Genomic DNA, 15,728 nt, shown 5'->3' with positions numbered 1-15,728 from the left:
CGACACAGTGACGGCTTAATCAAAAACCGCTGGACGCATTCTGAGACGGGCACTGATTAATGCGGATGGGTATTATTACCTCGAAATGCAATTGGTGGGTGATCCTCTATTCACTTTAAAAACGTGATAAAATTTAAGTAAATCAAATAACGCATGCAGCTTTTATATTACCCTAGGCTGCTTCATTTTCTTCTCGAGACCCACTTATGCTCAAAAAAATTATGCTACTGGTCGTCCAAGGCTTGTTAGCTGTGGTGCCTATTACGTTGACTGTTTATGCATTGTATTGGCTGGTAACAACCGTGGAGTTGGCGTTAACGCCGATCATACCTGCTCAATGGTACTTCCCAGGCATGGGGTTAGTGACAGGCATTGTGTTGTTGTTTTTTGCAGGGTTATTAGTCAACGCTTATGTGGTTAAAGTACTACTGCATTGGGGCGAGCGTGTTTTCGAGCGCATTCCATTAGTAAAAACTTTTTATGGCGCCATTCAAGATGCCGTAAACCTAATCAATGTGGGTAAGCAACAAAAGATGCAAAGCGTTGTGTCGGTACAAATTAGCGACAGTATTGATTTAATTGGTTTTGTGACCAATGCCGAAGGTGGAAAAACGTTATTTAACGATGCGCAAAAAGTCGGCGTTTACATTCCTCTTAGTTACCAAATAGGTGGCTATACCTTATATATAGACAAAACTAAAGTAACCCCACTGGATATAGACGTAGAAACTGCTATGCGTATTGCGCTCACGGGTGGCAGCCAATCCAAGAACGAAAACGGATTTAAAAAGCAAAAACTCCCTCAATAATGACATCTCTACTGGTTACTTTTTGTACTAAAGGTTTGGGTGGTTAACGGAGTGTCTGTAAAAGCAGGCATTTCATGTCAATTTTAGCCATTTTTAGGTAAATAAACCTCTCTGCTTCCAGCCCCCGTAAGAATTGCACACCCGATGCAATAATTTCCCACAGTTCTGAAAGGCGCGGCTGCGCTGGTGATACACCATTTATTGTAACTCATTGCCATATATGGTTTTTCTTATTATTTACCGCGCTGGCACAGCCATTGCTTTCACTTAGTCAAGGATGCAAATAAACACCTATGCATTTGCGAGAACCTTCTCATTGGATTTAGGCACAGCGCAAAACGTTAACCTAAACCCAAAGGTGTGAACTTAGCCACTCGGTTAAACGACCTAACAACGTAAGGGGAAAATCATGGAAAATGCAAAAACAACGACAGCGAATACTAACTCAAAAACGGATTCGCCAGTTTCGAAAAAAGCGCAAGAAGCATTGCACGACTCTGTAGATGCAGTAGCAGATAAAGCGTCTAAAGCGGAACGTTCTGTGCGTGACACAGCGCAGCGCTCTGCAGAATCTCTGGGTGAAGCGCAAGAGAAAATGGTCAAGCAGTGGAACGGTTCACAAGTGCGTAAATTCGCTACTGAAAACCCAATTGCCACCGTAGGCATTGCGTTTACCGCCGGTATGCTAATCACTTCGCTGTTGCGTAAGCGCTAAGCGAATGGACATGCCTAACCCGGATAAGCCTCGCACTGCTGAAGAAGACAGCCAACAGCACGGTGAACTTATAAAGGAAATTATCGGGGCCGCTACGGATGCAGGCAAACGCTACCAGCGACAGCTATCGTTAGCCAAGACCTTAGCCGGGCGTGAGTGGAAACTCTCTGCCCGAGCCATGGTGTTGGTGTTGATTGGTGTGCTGCTACTAACGGCAGTCAGTGCAACCTTGTGGATCACTTTAAACGCTATGTTGGCGCTGGGGCTTATCCAACTCAATGTGCATTGGGTGTGGGTGGGCAGCGGCGTGATTCTACTCAATGCCGCGGTAGCCTTTGGCATAGTAATGACCATTAAAGCGCTGCTTAAGCACGTGAGTTTATCCCGGGCATGGGACGCATTGACATTGTCAGGCACGAAGGCTTCAAAGGCTAAGTCAGATGACAGTAAAGCGGCTCAAAGTATGAATACTAAGCACCATTTTCAGCATTAATCGCGACCTAGATAGGGACGCTCAAGGAGGCAGATGATGTCAACTGACAGTAATTTTGGTCACTCTATCAGCCGACTCTTATTAGGTCGACGGTTAACAGATGTTGAAAGAGCAACGTCAGATGCGTTTGAAAATCAACAGATGATTTTAGCGCGAAAGGAACAGGTTGCTAGTGCGACCAAAGAATTTTGTAGATTGCCATTAACACCTGTAGGGGCATTTGCTGCAGGTGCTGCAGTGGGCATGACAGGCTCTAAGCCCGCATCGGTGCCACTGATAATGCGCATCGTTAGCCTAGTTAATCTGGCTTAAAAACAGTTTTTTAGGAGTCACTCAACTCACCTAAGGCAATATTCCTCTGCCGCTTTTCGGTGACTCCTTTTTTATTCCTTGTGTGAGCTGGCTTGCCATCACGATTAGTGGGCGAGCCAGCTCCAACGTAGAACAGTTCACCTCCAATATTTTAAACAGCCGACGTCAAGTGCACGGCCGGATTGGAACCCATACCATAATAGATAACATCACTTCCTATCTAACAAGCTAACGTGGCTAGACTTCTGTGTGGGGCAAGAGCAGCTGAGGGCATGCGAAGCTTGAAAGCGTTAAACGAAAACGGCGGCTCAAATTGGCCGCCGTTGTTATATGAAAGTTCTGCTTACTCGTTTTAAAGTGAGCCGATTACGCCTTCTCTGCGCTTATCTGCTGCACCTTCTAGGCTGCCATCAGGCTGGCGCATAATCACACTTAAACCTGAATTCTCACCTTTTGATGCATCAACGTCGAAGCCCATGTCTTTCATGGCTGAGATGAGTGAATCGGGCGCAACGTCTTTTTCTAAACGCACGGTTTTGCCTCTGGCAACCATGTTTGGTAAGTCAACTGCGGCTTGTGGACTTAGGCCCCACTCGAACACGCCAACCAAGGTTTTCACTGTGTAAGCGATAATGTTGTTGCCGCCAGGAGAGCCGGTTGCTAACAAAAACTCGCCGTTTTTGTCCAGCACGATGGAAGGTGACATAGATGAGCGCGGGCGTTTATTTGCCGCTACAGCATTGACGATAGCATTGCCGTTCTTATCATGGTGCTGAAACGAGAAATCCGTTAACTGATTGTTTAAAAACATACCGCCTACCATGCGCGTGGTACCGAAGATACTTTCAACGGTTGCCGTCATAGACACCACATCGCCTTTAGTATCCACAATGACAAAGTGGGTCGTGCCGTGCACATCTCGGGTCGCGTCAATACCGGCTGTTGTATTTCTGGGTGTGTCGTTATACGCCCAAGGGTCGCCTACTGCGTAAGTCTCAGGGGTTGCCTTATCAGAGATCAAGGTGGCTCGTTTTGCCAAATATGCTTTATTCAACATGCCGGTTATGGGCATATCGATAAAGTTAGGGTCGGCAATAAATTGGTCTCTGTCGGCATAGGCCAACTGTTGAGCTTGAGCCAAAACAGCCCAATTTTTCGGATCTGTGGGGCCAGCAGCACTCGGGCGCGGGCCGTTTTCTAAAATACCCATGATCATGCCTACAGCCAACCATGAAGACGGTGGCGGTGCGCCACAAATTTGCGTATCACGGTAATCCTGACACAGTGCGGTGCGCTTAACCGGCTGATAAGCTGCGATATCTTCAGCCGTTAACGAGCCCGCTCTTGGCTGCTGCTGCACCATGGCAGCAATCTTTTTAGCAATATCACCGTGGTAAAAGTCGCTTGGGTCATTAGCGATGATCGCTAGTGTTTTCGCGTACTCAGGGTTTTTCAATAAATAACCCGTTGGATGAGGCTGGCCGGCGTCATCAAAAAAATAATTATGCGCATCTAACGGGCCTTGGTCACGGGAGCTGGGGATATATTTACCAAATCGTTCGAGCATGCCGTGCAATCGAGGAGATATTTCAAAACCATCGGTAGCGAGTTTACTGGCATAGCTGAACAAGCTACTCCACTCTAAGGTACCTTGGTCTTTATGGGCCATGGATAACATGGCGACGATGCCAGGTACGCCGGTGGATAAGCCGCTAGTTTTTGCATCGATATACGACATTGAATCGCCGTTTTCAAGCATGAACATATCAGGCTTAGCACCACTTGGTGCACTCTCACGGCCATCGTAAACTGCGATTGATTTTGTTTCGTTGTCGTAATGCACCATAAATGCACCGCCAGCTAAGCCAGAGCTTTGCGGCTCAACAAGACTCAATACTGATTCAATGGCGATAGCCGCGTCGACCGCTGAACCACCAGCGCGCAATACTTCTAATCCTGCGGCTGTAGCGTGGGGGTTAGCAGTGACCACCATGGCCTGCTGTTGAGGCAGTGCTGCTTTTAATTCTGTTTGGTTCTCCGCTGAACTACAACCCCAAAGGCTGACGGATAACACCCCGAAGGCGAGTATATGAAACTTCATTGATTGTTCCCGATAGTTAAAATTTGATAGACAAATGATAGTGAAATTAAAGAGGCGAGAATCACTTTTGAAACGTTTCAAAATGCGCAGTACACCCAAAAGGCGATACTCATAAGATGTATCACCCAGTATTTTTCTATCACAAAAAAGCCCTTGCTGACAATGGGCTTACAAAAATCAAACCTAATTAATCCCTGAACACACAAATAAGCGTTTAATTTTGGACATGAGCAGCAAAAAACGCCTTTCGCATTGTCGATTTGTCTTATGCTGGAGTTCAGGATAATGTCAGCTCATTTAGACTTAAGGAATCATTTTATTATGTCGATTATGCACTTATATATTTACGACCATTGCCCATACTGTGTTATGGCACGTATGCCTTTTGCTATGAAAAACGTATCTGTCGAACTAACCGTGTTACCTAGCGACGATGAAGCAACACCGATAGCCATGATAGGGGTTAAAGCCTGCCCAATTTTGAAAAAGCCTGATGGTAGCTTTATGCCTGAAAGCATGGATATAGTCAGCTATATTGACCAACTTGACGGCAGCCCGATATTTTCACCCTCAGCGAATCGAGCAGACCTATCGGCTTGGTTGAAAGACGTCAACTTATTAATGAAGCAACTACTTTACCCAAGGTGGGTAACCTCACCAGTGAAGGAGTTTCAAACACAAAGTGCGATAGATTATTTCACTCACAAAAAAACCAAGGAACTTGGCTCTTTTGCTGAGGCATTGGCCAATAGCAAATCACTCATCAAAGCATTTGAAGATAAGTTAGGGGAGTTGGCGCACATGTTACACAGCGAAACAGGTGTGAATGAGCAGCTTTCTATTGACGATATAACCTTATTTGGCCGATTACGGGGCATCACCTTAATTAAAGGGCTAACAATACCGCCAAAAGTAGGCGCCTATCTAGATTACTTTTCAACAACCTGTAAAATTCCTCTGTTTTACGATGTCGCGCAATAAAAGAACGTAATAGCGCGGCGCACTAACAAAGCGCCATACAACATCTAGCTCAGCGCTTCTGATACTTCATATAAAAACCTTATTGGTAAGAGGATTATTTTTTGCATCATGTAATATCCAAGGCCGCGCTGTTCGCACTGAGTCTTTTGGCTTTGAGTAGCTGCTTCAATATGCCAATGGCCTCCCCAAAAAATATCTGTCACATCATCTACGATGCCGGTAGTAGCGGCACGCGTTTGTTTGTATACGAAGAATCAGGTACAAATTTAATTGCCCATAGTGGCCCAAAAGTGCGGGCTATTGCCGACCCATTGCGCGGCATTAACGAAAGCCAAGTGACGGATATCGATAGCATTGTGAGTGACGTTATCAGTACATTAGATTTAATCAAAAGTGATGGCGACCTACATAAAGGGAAACCCCGATGGGTAGGATTCGACTGGGTGAATCAATGCAATGTTGTATCAGCAAGAATATATGCCACGGCTGGTATGCGTATTGCGGAACAATCTAATCCCGAAGGTAGCCTCATCATGTGGCAAACCTTAACGCAAAAGTTAGCTGAAAAATTTGGCTCAGAGGTGTTAATTGAAACGAAAACAGTCACTGGATTCGAAGAGGGATTGTTTGCTTGGTTAAGTGTGCAAGACACATATATCGCAACCGATTTTGGGATTGTTGATATGGGCGGCGCCTCATCACAGGTGACGTTTGCGTGCCCAGATTGCTCACTTGCTGATGATGCGGTTAAGAAAGTGAGGTTAAATGGCAAACCCATACAGATATACAGTTATTCGTATCTGGGCTTGGGGCAAGATGAAGCCCCTAAGTCACTGACCTCTCCGGTTATTGATCCGGTGCCTAAAAATTGTGCTTTTGGGATAGGGGCGACGCAAAAAGAGTGGAGTGTCGCGGATTGTGCTGATGATATTTTACTTACTATTGACGGTACTCGCTCAGAGATAAAAGACCCATATAATTACTCATGGCCTAGAAAAAAAGGGACAGCAAGGTCAAAAGGAGCAACGAATACGCTACCGGATCCTCAGAAAAACATCCCTAAATGGACGTTAACCGGAGCATTTAACTATAAAAAAGAAACAGACATCAACCAATGCTGTTTCAATAAAAGTCATGCATGCTATAAAGCGCAAACAGCCTGTTTTATCCCGATTTATTTAGATAAATATTTGCAGACCCTTAATATTTCGCCAGCTCAAACCACTATAAAAGATGTGAGCTGGACACGAGGCGCTGTATTGTGTGAAATCGAAAACTGCTTAGCGGACGTAGCGACGCCGCCGGTGTGTCGCTGGATGGCGTCTGGCTGCTTACGTCACTGATAAAGCATAAACCATGCGCCGCATCTTCTTTATTTTTGATAAGATCCATCGCAACCTAGACTCGATTTTCAAATTTGATGAGCCAAGCATTCATATTACGTGATTACCAAACGCAAGCGGTTGATGCCGCCCTAGCGCATTTTCGGCAAAGCGATGACCCCGCCGTGATCGTATTGCCGACGGGGGCAGGCAAAAGTTTGGTTATTGCCGAGTTGAGTCGATTAGCAAAAGGCCGTGTTATCTGCCTTGCTCATGTCAAAGAGTTAGTGGAGCAAAATCACGCTAAGTTTCTTGCTACCGGCTCGCCGGCAGGACTCTTTTCAGCTGGCTTAGGCCAAAAAGACAGCAACCTAAAAACGACCTTCGCTAGTATTCAGTCGCTGTCTGCAAACTTAGAGGCTTTTGACGCTCCTGCTAGCTTAATGATTATTGATGAATGTCACCGAGTAGGGCTAGAAGACAGCGCTCAGTACAATAAAACCCTGGAACATTTTCGCCGTTTAAATCCAAAGGTAAAAATGCTTGGCTTAACCGCTACTCCTTATCGACTAGGCAGTGGTTGGATTTATCAGCATCACTACCACGGTTATACACGGCCCGCAGCCCAATTTTTTTTCAAAAAATGTATTTTTGAGCTTCCTTTGCAGTACATGGTCAAAAACCATTATTTAACGCCGCCCATTCATTATGATGCCGCCGTTGCTCATTATGATTTTAGTTTGCTAACAGAAAGTTTGGACGGCGAGCAAAATACCGATGATATCGCCTTAAATGAACTCATTGATAAACACCCGAGAGTGACTAAGGCCGTGACCGAGCAAATACTACAGCTTAGTCAGGACCGCCAAGGCGTCATGATTTTTGCCGCCACTATCGATCACGCAAAAGAAATTTGCGGTTACTTACCCCCACAGCAAACCGCCTTAATCACCGGCACCACGAAAATAAAGCAACGTGACACGCTCATCGCTGCCTTTAAAGCTAAACACATTAAGTACTTAGTGAATGTATCTGTATTAACCACAGGCTTTGATGCGCCCCACGTAGACGTGATTGCCATTTTGCGGCCCACACAATCGATCAGTTTATTTCAACAAATTGTCGGGCGCGGCTTGCGCCTAAGCCCAGGCAAAAAAGACTGCTTAGTGTTGGATTACACCAATAATGGTTACGATATTTTTCAGCCTGAAATTGGCGAAAAAAAGCCCACGCCAGATTCTGTTGCCGTGCAAGTACATTGCCCACAATGCGGTTTTGCTAATGCATTTTGGGGGAGAAAAGACGCAGAGGGTCACATACTTGAGCATTTTGGTCGCCGCTGCCAAGGCTTGATTGAAAGCCCTGACACCACTGATAGCCCAAACACCGTCGATGGCCCACAACTCACAATGCAATGCAGCTATCGCTTTCGCTTTAAACACTGCCCCTATTGCAATCAGGAGAACGACATTGCTGCCAGGCAATGCCATCACTGCAATGAGAAGCTCATCGACCCTGACGACATACTAAGAAAGGCGTTAAATTTAAATAATAATAAAGTGCTACGCTGCGCCGCCATAACGCCTGTGATCAACCAGGCGGACAAGAGCATAAAAATCACCTACCACGATGAAGATGGTCTAACACTATCAGAAACCTTTCGCTTCAATTATAAAAAAGCGCGACAACGCTTTAATGATTTATTCGCCCGAAGATTAGCCAGCGCCACCCAGTCAATTCATTTCGAATCCATTGAAGAGTTGCAGCCGTTTTTGCCCTATCTACCAACACCTGACTTTGTGATCGCCAAAAAGCAAAAACACCACTGGCAAGTCACCGAACGATTATTTGATTACCAAGGGCCATATCGCAAGGCCAATGCCCTTGGCTAGCGCACTTTTTTGCGCTAGCCACAGGCGCTAGCATTTAAACTGAAGCAGGTTCCTTCGGCGATGGTTTAGCCGCTTCATGGGCTGATAACGCGGAGCCGCTGCGAATGTATTGCACTACCGCCAGTAAAATCACCAAACTAGAGAAAACCAATGCATAACGCAGTGATTCACTACCGTATTCAGGGGCAAAATAGTCGCTGACTACGCCGGTGACAACAGGGCCACAACCCAAACCGACAATGTTGAGAATAAAGAACAAGATTGCCGAGGTTGTTGCACGCATCGACGGTTTGACCAAATGATGGGAAATCGCAATCGTGGGGCCAAGGTAACAAGAGCCAAATACATTGCTGATAAAGATGCACACCAACACCAAGGTCAACGAGTCCAGGCTCAATGCCAGTAGACTAAAGGGCACAGAAAGCAGCACGCCAATGGCGGGTACCCACATGTACCAACGCAAATTCATCTTGCCGAATTTGTCGGCTAGAAAGCCGCCGCTGAGTGCACCAATGACGCCAGAGAAACCAATAATAAGGCCAAGAGAAACGCCCACTTCCGCGATGCTCATACCGTGACTACGAATTAAGAACGAAGGGATAAAGGTTAAGGTAGAGTAACCGGTAAACGCACAGAAACCGGCAGCAAAGGCCGCTTTACGAAACGGTTTAGACTTCCACAAGAACCCCAATGTTTGCTTAAAGGTGTACTTTTCGCCCACGTTCGGGTCAGAGACCATGCCTGAACCGCCTCGGGGGGGCTCTTTTAAGGTTAAGCGCACGACAACGGCCATTAATATACCGGGCAAGCCCACGGCAAAAAACGCCATACGCCATCCGATTTTATCTGCCAACCAGCCGCCTAACAGCAAGCCCACCAAAATCCCCAGATACAAGCCCATGCTGTAAATAGACATGGCCGCACCGCGTTCTTCAGGCGCATAGTAATCTGAAATCATTGAATGAGAAGGCGGGCTCGCACCAGCTTCGCCAATGCCGACGCCAATACGGGCCAGTAGTAATTGGGTATAGTTTTGCGCCAAGCCTGACACCGCGGTCATACCGCTCCATACGACTAGGGCTAAGCTGACAATATTGCGCCGATTACCCACATCAGCCCAGCGAGCGATAGGAATACCCACCACCACATAGAACAAAGCAAACGCAAAACCAGTTAATAGACCTAGCTGGGTATCAGATAACCCCAGCTCCGCTTTAATCGGTTCTTGCAGGATGACCAAAATTTGGCGATCAACAAAATTGAAGATATAAACCAAGGTAAGAATAAACAGGACATAGCGTCGATAACTGCGTGTTTCCGCATTCATAGAACATTCTCAAAAGAGTATTGGCTAATAGGAAAATCGAGTATGCCGACTAAATATTATCCGCTCAAGCATCAGCAATGGGCGTGAGGGTGCTCACTGGGCACCACACAAAACGCCACATTCTTTACAAGTCAGTAACAATGCGGTTACTGGGTGGTTACAACTTGAAGCCTCAGCATCTATTTTTATTATGAATAAACAATTATACCCAGGGGGTTTTGTTTTTAAGGTGCATGCACTTCGTTTATTTATGTGCTGCGCACACTGAGATTACGCTGCGCGTTGGGCATGCGCTGCGCTCACCGGCATCCATGCCTTTTTTCAAACGAAATCCATTTCGTCCAACTGACTTTTCTTCAACAGCTAAGAAAAGTAAGCAAAAGAAGCCGATCTCCAACCAATTTTATGATCCATATTTTTAATCGACTTCAATGTCAGACCAGCGAAAGGAAACATCCATGTAAAGCAATTCGCCTTGTCCAGACGTCCCTGTCTGGACATCTGACAAGCCAATTAAAAAGATGGAAAATTGGAGTCGTGGAAAAGCCAAAGCATGCTCTTCGCGCACTAAGTTTACGCTTCGCTGAACGATAAGAACTAAGTATGAAGAGCATTACTTAAGACAGTTTTTTGCGCAGGTTCGTCGCTATTTCCAGTAAACAGCAAGATCATGGAAGTTTTCCGTGTTTCTACAACAACGAGTTTAAGAAATGGAAAAAATTTAACCTGTACAACAAGTTACGGTGTATGCTAAAAAAGACAGATGTGGAAAAGGGGAAAATTCCGGATATTAATATTGTTAAGCGCCAGATTATTTCAAATCAAGGAAAGATAATGAGTAAACATCAAATTGTCATTTTAGCAAATTCTTTAAAACATCATCAGCACTGCGTAGCAGGAAAGTTGATAGATGGATCTCAATGGGTGCGCCCAGTTTCAGATACAGCGGGGAAGGAGTTGTCCCATGAGCAAGCAAAGTGTCAGAATCCACATGGAAACTTTAATGTCAAACCACTACAGAAGGTAACTATTGGGTTGGAGTGTCATGCTCCACTAATAAATCAGCCTGAAAACTACTTAATAGATGATTCTATTTGGCAACAAAACTATAAAATAGAAAAGACAGAGTTGTCTCGATATCTTGATTTCCCCGATAATCTCTGGGGAGTAACAGATAGAGTTGACTATAGAATGATTCAACATAATGATATTCAGATTGTTCAGTCTCTCTACCTGGTTAAAGTTAGCAATTTAGACTTATACCTAAATAATTATGAAAAGAGGCGTGCTAGTTTTATCTACAGTGGGAATCCATATGACCTAGCTGTAACAGATCCAAACTTCGATGTTTTGATAAAAGATCCAAGTGAATTACAGAGCATATTGTGCATTAGCCTTGGGGAAGAGTTTGAAGGTAACTGTTATAAGTTGGTAGCAACAATATTTTAGAAGGACTACAACGTGGATATATATACTATTGGTTTTACTAAAAAAAATGCTGAGACATTTTTTGATTTTATTAAGACTTCAAATATCAATACATTGCTAGATGTTCGACTCAACAATGTTTCTCAATTAGCTGGTTTTGCTAAAAGGGATGATCTCAAATTTTTTCTGAAAGAGCTCTGCGGAGCCGAATATGTACACACCCCAGAGATGGCGCCTACCAAGGATATATTGAGCGCTTACAAGAAAGGTGAAATGACGTGGGAGACCTACGAAGATAAATTTCTTAATCTCATGTCGCAGAGAAATATTGAACGGTCGGTGAAACCAGCTCTACTTGATCACGGTTGTTTGTTATGTAGTGAGCATGAGCCGCACCTTTGCCATAGAAGACTTGTAGTTGAATATCTTAATCAACATACAGACTTAGATTTAAAGGTTAAGCATTTATACTAATGGCTATTGTATTAATTCTTTATCCAAAACTCTTTAACTGCTATTCGAAGTTCTCGAGAAAAGTTATGAAAATCACCTCGAGCCTTGGCGAAGCGACATTAGTGTATCCATCTGATCCAAATGATTTAATTGCAAAGCTCTGTAATGAAGCATCTGAGAAAATCAAAATTAAGGAGTTTTCTAGCTGGACTCCTAACGATATAACGCACGCTATTGTTTTTGACGATGGCGAAGAGTTCACAGAAGAAACAGCACAATTAAAAGAAAGCGGAAAACCATTGAGGGTTATTGGAATTCCGATAACACGCGTTATAAATATCAAAACTGAAACCGAATACAAGTCAAAGAAAAGCACACCGAAATATGAGTATATCGGTAGGGGATCATATTGGGGAAACCCCTACTCGATGTATGACGAAGGGGATGATCGTGAAGAAGTTATACGAAAATACAAGTATGACTTTGACTATGAGAAATTCCCAAATAAGGAAAAGTCTGAAGTGTATAAGTTAGCCGGAAGGCGACTTGGCTGTTTTTGTAAGCCACAAGCCTGTCATGGTGATGTTCTCGCTGACTTTCTAAATTCATGGGATGACGGAAAATAGACGCTTAAAAAATTAACTAAAGCACTAATTAACAGGACACCCATGGTAATTCATTTCAAATCCGAGCTCGAAAACGCCGCTTTCCTAGCGGCGAATTAAGAATTAACAAGACACCCATGATAATTCGTTTTAAATCCGCACTTGAAAACGCCGCTTTCTAAGCGGCGTAGCCGTTGCTTTTTTTTCTTTTTCCGCAGACTCAAGTCACCCCAAGCATCTCGGATTCTTAGTGCGCGTAGCGCATGTTTTGGCTTTTTCACGACTCCAATTTTCCATCTTTTTAATTGGCTTGTCAGATGTCCAGACAGGGGTGAGCCCGAGGCTTTTAGGAGCAACGCTCCTATCGGGTGAACGATTCGTCATGGATGGCGAAGCTGGGTGAGGCACCAGGGACGGGTTTAAACTACGTTTTGAATTATAAGTCTTCGAAGAGCTTAGTTAGAGAAGTGTTTTAAAAGGATGTTACCTTTCGCCTTTCTGGCATTGAAGACAATTAAAAATATGGATCAAAAAATTGGTTGGAGATCGGCTTCTTTTGCTTACTTTTCTTAGCTGTTGAAGAAAAGTCAGTTGGACGAAATGGATTTCGTTTGAAAAAAGGCATGGACGCCGAGTGCGAAGCATATAGTGAGCGAAGCGATTGCTTGGTGTGCGTAGCACATGAATAGTGGCCGAAGGTCATAAATAAGCGAAGCGCATGGTGAGCAACGCGATTGCTTGGCACGCGCAGTGTGTATGCAGCGAAGCTGTGCTTCGTGGCCGAAGGCCACAAATAAGAGCCGGTGTGTCTGAAATTCCTTTGCCTAATACTTAAACGGCTCTGGTTTGACGCCACATAATTTACTACATACAAAAACATCGGCACATACGCTATGTACCGATGTTTATTGTTTCTTTAAAAAGACTTTTAGTGGTTAGACAGTCAGCCTTAATCTTCCTTACGGTAAAGACTTATCAAGCATATTGCTAAAAGTAACGTTGCTACTACACCTGAACCACCAGCAACGCCTGAGGGAAGAAAGCCATCACGGCTAAAGGTAATTAATATGCCATTAGCAAACATAGCAACCACACCCGCTAATGCTGTAACGCCGCCTATCACTTTGCTACCTTTAGCGATACTTGCCATACCAAAAACAAGTGCTGCTAAGCCCAATAATACTTTCGCGGCATAGTAAATCATGAAAGACAAAGCCACCACACCACCAATTAACGGTTGTGCCCCTTCTACGCTACCCGCAACTTTGCCAAATGTTGAAAACAAAGTTAGGCCAATACTCACCTGCACAATGTTAATAGCCGCACTAAATGCAATAGCCGACCACCCTAGTTGACAGTTTTTTGCCTGCACCATAGATGCACCGGCAAAAGCAACAAGAACAGTGAATATTAATGCTTCTAGCCCCCATAAAACTTGCCTTGAAAAGCCAACTTCAGCAACATAAAGGGCAGTATAAATAATCTGTGTTATCGCCACCAATAATACTAAAGATGCTGTCATTAGCATGGTGCGTTTGTTCGTAAACTCCATTGTGTACCTCTTATCATTTTAAATTGAACGCCTTCTCATAGCTTTATGTCACTAGATTAGCCTTGTCTGTTTGATGGCTCACCACAAATGAGTAGCGAATGACCGTATCTTGTTACCCGCCTGATACATAACGTATCGATGCTATTATCAGTGTGCAAATCGCTAACGTTGTTAGGTGATCTATACTGGGTGGGTTTTTGAAGCAAGATGCTTCATTTACAATATGAAACCTACGAAATCACAGTGATATACAGAGCTGTTATCGTGATATCACGCCTTAAAAAAGCGCTTTATGTGCGCAGTAGCTTTGCATACATCCAATAGATGAGAACTTCTAAGAAGTAGATTTTATATTGGAAAACATAAGACAGGTAAAGTTACTCAATTCTTTCACCTTGCGAGTTTAAAAGGTGGCGAGTTAACAGGACCCCCATGTTAACTCGTTTCAACCCGAGCTCGAAAATGCAGCTATTCTAGTGATACAACCGCTGTTTTTAGTGCGCGAAGCACATGTTTTGGCGACGCAGTCGTTTCTTTTTCCACCGACTCAAGTCACCCAAAGCATCTAAGACTTTTAGTGCGCGCAGCGCATGTTTTGGCTTTTTCACGACTCCAATTTTCCATCTTTTTAATTGGCTTGTCAGATGTCCAGACAGGGGTGAGCCCGAGGCTTTTAGGAGCAACGCTCCTATCGTGTGAACGATTCGCCATGGATGGCGAAGCTGGGTGAGGCACCAGGGACGGGTTTAAACTCCGTTTTGAATTATAAGTTTTCGAAGAGCTTAGTTAGAGAAGTGCTCTACAAGGATGTTACCTTTCGCCGTTCTGGCATTGAAGACAATTAAAAATATGGATCAAAAAATTGGCTGGAGATCGGCTTCTTTTGCTTACTTTTCTTAGCTGTTGAAGAAAAGTCAGTTGGACGAAATGGATTTCGTTTGAAAAAAGGCATGGATGCCGAGTGCGAAGCATATAGTGAGCAACGCGATTGCTTGGTGCGCGCAGCGCATGCCCTAGCGAAGTGTAACCTCAGTGTACGCAGCACATGAATCGTGGCCGAAGGCCATAAATAAGCAGAGCGAATTCCTAATGTCTTGCTAATTCCTGATATACCGCCGGATTGTCTTTAATTGTTGCTAGCACCTTTGCTGCTAGTCCTGTTGGGTTACGACGTCTTTTTTCCCAGCTTTTGATGGTATCGACACTCGTGCCCAGTACTGCGGCAAATTCTATTTGAGAAACATTTAGTTGAGCACGAATAGCTTTAACATCTGCAACCTCATAAGAGGTCACACGAGCAGCTTTCCTTTGCCCTTGCTCGATAACAACAGCCTCTTCGAGAGACGCTTTCAATTCATCAAAAACACTCATTTATCTTCCCCTTTTAATAATTTTACAAGGCTCTTTAACTCAGCCTTCTCACTTTGGCTCAAGGAGTTTTTAACGCTCTTGGGATACGCCAAAATCAAGTAGATCTTTTCAACATGAGCCAAAAAGTAAATAACCCTAGCACTGCCACTTTTTCCTCGATTGCCCACAGCCATTCGTATTTTGCGCAGGCCACCAGTATCTCGAATCAAATCGCCTTTTTCGGGTTGGGCAATAAGTTCCACTTGAAGATCTTTGAGTTCATCGTCGGTAGCAATAGCGCTGATCTGCTTGGTAAATATCGAAGTCTCAATAAACTCAATAGCATGACTCACAGGATCCCCCATTGCTAAACCTTAAGTGTACAATG

The 15,728-nt window shown here is 44.3% G+C and carries 15 protein-coding genes; 10 read left to right on the top strand and 5 right to left on the bottom strand.

The window, feature by feature from the left end:
* Nucleotides 1-206 precede the first annotated feature (206 nt).
* The 4 genes from AC0VYA_RS17445 (at nt 207) to AC0VYA_RS17430 (ending at nt 2,329) form a co-directional block, all read left to right on the top strand.
* Nucleotides 207-809, top strand: coding sequence for a DUF502 domain-containing protein (locus AC0VYA_RS17445; RefSeq protein ID WP_011576193.1), 603 nt, complete (start codon nt 207-209; stop codon nt 807-809).
* A gap of 409 nt (nt 810-1,218) precedes the next feature.
* Nucleotides 1,219-1,524 (top strand): ElaB/YgaM/YqjD family protein, encoded by a 306-nt coding sequence (locus AC0VYA_RS17440; RefSeq protein WP_011576192.1) that lies wholly within the window; start codon nt 1,219-1,221, stop codon nt 1,522-1,524.
* A gap of 4 nt (nt 1,525-1,528) precedes the next feature.
* Nucleotides 1,529-2,017 (top strand): hypothetical protein, encoded by a 489-nt coding sequence (locus AC0VYA_RS17435; protein ID WP_473475745.1) that lies wholly within the window; start codon nt 1,529-1,531, stop codon nt 2,015-2,017.
* A gap of 33 nt (nt 2,018-2,050) precedes the next feature.
* On the top strand, nt 2,051-2,329 hold the full coding sequence (locus AC0VYA_RS17430) for a hypothetical protein (protein ID WP_011576190.1): 279 nt from the start codon (nt 2,051-2,053) through the stop codon (nt 2,327-2,329).
* Nucleotides 2,330-2,681: 352 nt separating this feature from the next.
* Here the strand turns inward: AC0VYA_RS17430 and AC0VYA_RS17425 are convergent, their stop codons facing one another.
* Nucleotides 2,682-4,430 carry a gamma-glutamyltransferase family protein gene (locus AC0VYA_RS17425; protein ID WP_475489108.1) on the bottom strand — a complete coding sequence of 583 codons (1,749 nt, stop codon included), beginning with the start codon at nt 4,428-4,430 and terminating at the stop codon, nt 2,682-2,684.
* Between the two features lie 321 nt (nt 4,431-4,751).
* Here AC0VYA_RS17425 and grxB point away from each other — a divergent pair, with 321 nt between their 5' ends.
* The 3 genes from grxB to radD all read left to right on the top strand — a co-directional run bounded on the left by grxB (nt 4,752) and on the right by radD (nt 8,625).
* Nucleotides 4,752-5,411 carry a glutaredoxin 2 gene (grxB, locus tag AC0VYA_RS17420; RefSeq protein ID WP_475489107.1) on the top strand — a complete coding sequence of 220 codons (660 nt, stop codon included), beginning with the start codon at nt 4,752-4,754 and terminating at the stop codon, nt 5,409-5,411.
* 101 nt (nt 5,412-5,512) lie between these two features.
* The gene (locus tag AC0VYA_RS17415) at nt 5,513-6,754 is read left to right on the top strand and encodes a nucleoside phosphatase (RefSeq protein ID WP_475489106.1); all 1,242 of its coding nucleotides are present in this window, start codon (nt 5,513-5,515) and stop codon (nt 6,752-6,754) included.
* Nucleotides 6,755-6,831: 77 nt separating this feature from the next.
* Nucleotides 6,832-8,625 (top strand): DNA repair helicase RadD, encoded by a 1,794-nt coding sequence (radD, locus tag AC0VYA_RS17410; RefSeq protein WP_475489105.1) that lies wholly within the window; start codon nt 6,832-6,834, stop codon nt 8,623-8,625.
* Nucleotides 8,626-8,659: 34 nt separating this feature from the next.
* Here the strand turns inward: radD and AC0VYA_RS17405 are convergent, their stop codons facing one another.
* Nucleotides 8,660-9,952, bottom strand: a complete 1,293-nt coding sequence (locus AC0VYA_RS17405) for a spinster family MFS transporter (protein ID WP_011576185.1) — start codon at nt 9,950-9,952, stop codon at nt 8,660-8,662.
* 747 nt (nt 9,953-10,699) lie between these two features.
* Here AC0VYA_RS17405 and AC0VYA_RS17400 point away from each other — a divergent pair.
* From AC0VYA_RS17400 to AC0VYA_RS17390, 3 genes are read left to right on the top strand one after another with little or no spacing between them, the layout of a single operon-like run.
* Complete coding sequence (locus AC0VYA_RS17400; RefSeq protein WP_475489104.1) at nt 10,700-11,401, top strand: dual OB domain-containing protein; 702 nt, start codon at nt 10,700-10,702, stop codon at nt 11,399-11,401.
* 12 nt (nt 11,402-11,413) lie between these two features.
* Complete coding sequence (locus AC0VYA_RS17395; protein ID WP_475489103.1) at nt 11,414-11,854, top strand: DUF488 domain-containing protein; 441 nt, start codon at nt 11,414-11,416, stop codon at nt 11,852-11,854.
* Nucleotides 11,854-12,459 (top strand): DUF4326 domain-containing protein, encoded by a 606-nt coding sequence (locus AC0VYA_RS17390; RefSeq protein ID WP_475489102.1) that lies wholly within the window; start codon nt 11,854-11,856, stop codon nt 12,457-12,459. The genes AC0VYA_RS17395 and AC0VYA_RS17390 overlap by 1 nt, the downstream gene beginning before the upstream one ends.
* Nucleotides 12,460-13,387: 928 nt before the next feature.
* Here the strand turns inward: AC0VYA_RS17390 and AC0VYA_RS17385 are convergent.
* The 3 genes from AC0VYA_RS17385 to AC0VYA_RS17375 all read right to left on the bottom strand — a co-directional run bounded on the left by AC0VYA_RS17385 (nt 13,388) and on the right by AC0VYA_RS17375 (nt 15,693).
* Nucleotides 13,388-13,990 (bottom strand): thiamine biosynthesis protein ThiC, encoded by a 603-nt coding sequence (locus AC0VYA_RS17385; RefSeq protein WP_475489101.1) that lies wholly within the window; start codon nt 13,988-13,990, stop codon nt 13,388-13,390.
* Between the two features lie 1,086 nt (nt 13,991-15,076).
* Nucleotides 15,077-15,361, bottom strand: a complete 285-nt coding sequence (nadS, locus tag AC0VYA_RS17380; RefSeq protein ID WP_011576179.1) for a NadS family protein — start codon at nt 15,359-15,361, stop codon at nt 15,077-15,079.
* Nucleotides 15,358-15,693 carry a type II toxin-antitoxin system RelE/ParE family toxin gene (locus tag AC0VYA_RS17375; protein ID WP_475489100.1) on the bottom strand — a complete coding sequence of 112 codons (336 nt, stop codon included), beginning with the start codon at nt 15,691-15,693 and terminating at the stop codon, nt 15,358-15,360. Before AC0VYA_RS17375 ends, nadS begins: the two co-directional genes overlap by 4 nt.
* Nucleotides 15,694-15,728: the final 35 nt, after the last annotated feature.

Source organism: Paraglaciecola sp. QJM3NY_14 (assembly GCF_056173245.1).
This window is presented reverse-complemented; position numbering and strand designations above follow the sequence as displayed.